A 1,463-nucleotide genomic window follows, 5' to 3' on the forward strand; every position below is an offset into this window, starting at 1 on the left:
GAAAATCGTAAGATTTATGTAAACTGAAAAGTAACAAATTGTAGAAAGCTTATTTATCATGGTAAAAAAGGATTTCCATATAGAAAGAATAATATATTAAAGGAAGATAATATTTTTAATGTAAAAAACAATTATAAATTGAGCGAAGAGATAATATATTATTAGGGGGGATTGTATGAGGGAGTTAAATTTTCAGGGACAAAACCTTCAAGGTAGAACTTTTGTAAATATGGACCTTAGAGGTGCTAACTTTAAAGATGCTAATCTTGTGGGGGTAGATTTTAGAGGAAGTGATCTAAGGGGTGTCAACTTTCAAGGAGCTAATTTATTTGGTAGTGATTTGGAAAATACATTATTAGATGATGTTATATATGACCATAATACAAAATACTATGAAATGTATTGTCCAAGTGAAGGTGCATTTTTGGCATATAAGAAATGTTATAACTATAGAATAGTTCAACTTCTAGTACCAGGAGATGCCAAAAGAACCTCAGCAACAAGAAACTCATGTAGATGTGATAAAGCAAAGGTACTTAGCATTAAAAGCGAAGACTCAACAGAATCTTTTGAGGAAGCTACATCTTATGTAGATGAAAGTTTTATTTATAAAGTTGGTGAGTGGGCTATAGCTGAAAACTTCAATGAGGATAGATGGGTAGAGTCTACAACTGGAATACATTTTTTTATGACTAGAGAGGAAGCAATTGGGTATTTATAAAATATGACAATTATATAGTAATTATGATATATTTGCACATGATAATTGTGAAGATGATTGAAAAATCATGAAATGTATTATACTATATAAAGGAAATAAATTATAATGATATTTTAACAATGTGAGTTTTAAACATTGAAAGGAGAATAATAATGTCACAAGAATTAGTTAAAGAAAGAGTTTTAAAATACCTAATAGAGGATTTATTAGTTCCTCAAGATATGATAGATACAAATGTATTATTAAGTGAATTTGAAGAAGGTGCTGAAGGTATATTAGACATAGTAGTAAATGTTAAAGATAAACAAGGATATTTTGCACCAGTATTAATAGTAAGATGTACAGATGACGATGTAGAATTAGAAGGAGATACTTTACAAAAAGAAATCGAGTTCTTAGAATATGTTGATAATATAACAATGGCTGGAAGAATGATACTTACAAATGGAGATCAAATGATGTATGCAGATTGGACAGGGGAAGAATATGATACAGAGGCATCTCTACCTACATATGAGCAAATGGAAAAAGAGTTTTTCGAGGCAGAAGAAATGGCAGAAGAACATGATCACCACCATCATGATGGATGCGGATGTTCTCATGACCATCACGAAGAAGGGCATAGCTGTGGATGCGGTGACGACTGCGGATGCAATAACGATGATCATGACTGTGGTTGTTCTAAATAAGCAACATAATAATAGAAATATATAATAATATAATTATTTGTAATAAAAAAAAG

The 1,463-nt window shown here is 30.5% G+C and carries 2 protein-coding genes; both read left to right on the top strand.

The features are described 5' to 3' along the window. The first annotated feature begins 175 nt into the window (after positions 1–175). Complete coding sequence (locus NSA58_RS20110; RefSeq protein ID WP_039681115.1) at positions 176–721, top strand: pentapeptide repeat-containing protein; 546 nt, start codon at positions 176–178, stop codon at positions 719–721. Between the two features lie 152 nt (positions 722–873). Beyond that, on the top strand, positions 874–1,410 hold the full coding sequence (locus NSA58_RS20115) for a type I restriction enzyme HsdR N-terminal domain-containing protein (RefSeq protein ID WP_039681114.1): 537 nt from the start codon (positions 874–876) through the stop codon (positions 1,408–1,410). The last annotated feature ends 53 nt before the right edge of the window (positions 1,411–1,463 follow it).

Source organism: Terrisporobacter muris, assembly GCF_024621905.1.
Taxonomy (GTDB): domain Bacteria; phylum Bacillota; class Clostridia; order Peptostreptococcales; family Peptostreptococcaceae; genus Terrisporobacter; species Terrisporobacter muris.

Coding starts and splice junctions, on each gene's coding strand:
- NSA58_RS20110 (WP_039681115.1), top strand. CDS start 176: ATGAGGGAGTTAAATTTTCAGGGACAAAACCTTCAAGGTAGAACTTTT.
- NSA58_RS20115 (WP_039681114.1), top strand. CDS start 874: ATGTCACAAGAATTAGTTAAAGAAAGAGTTTTAAAATACCTAATAGAG.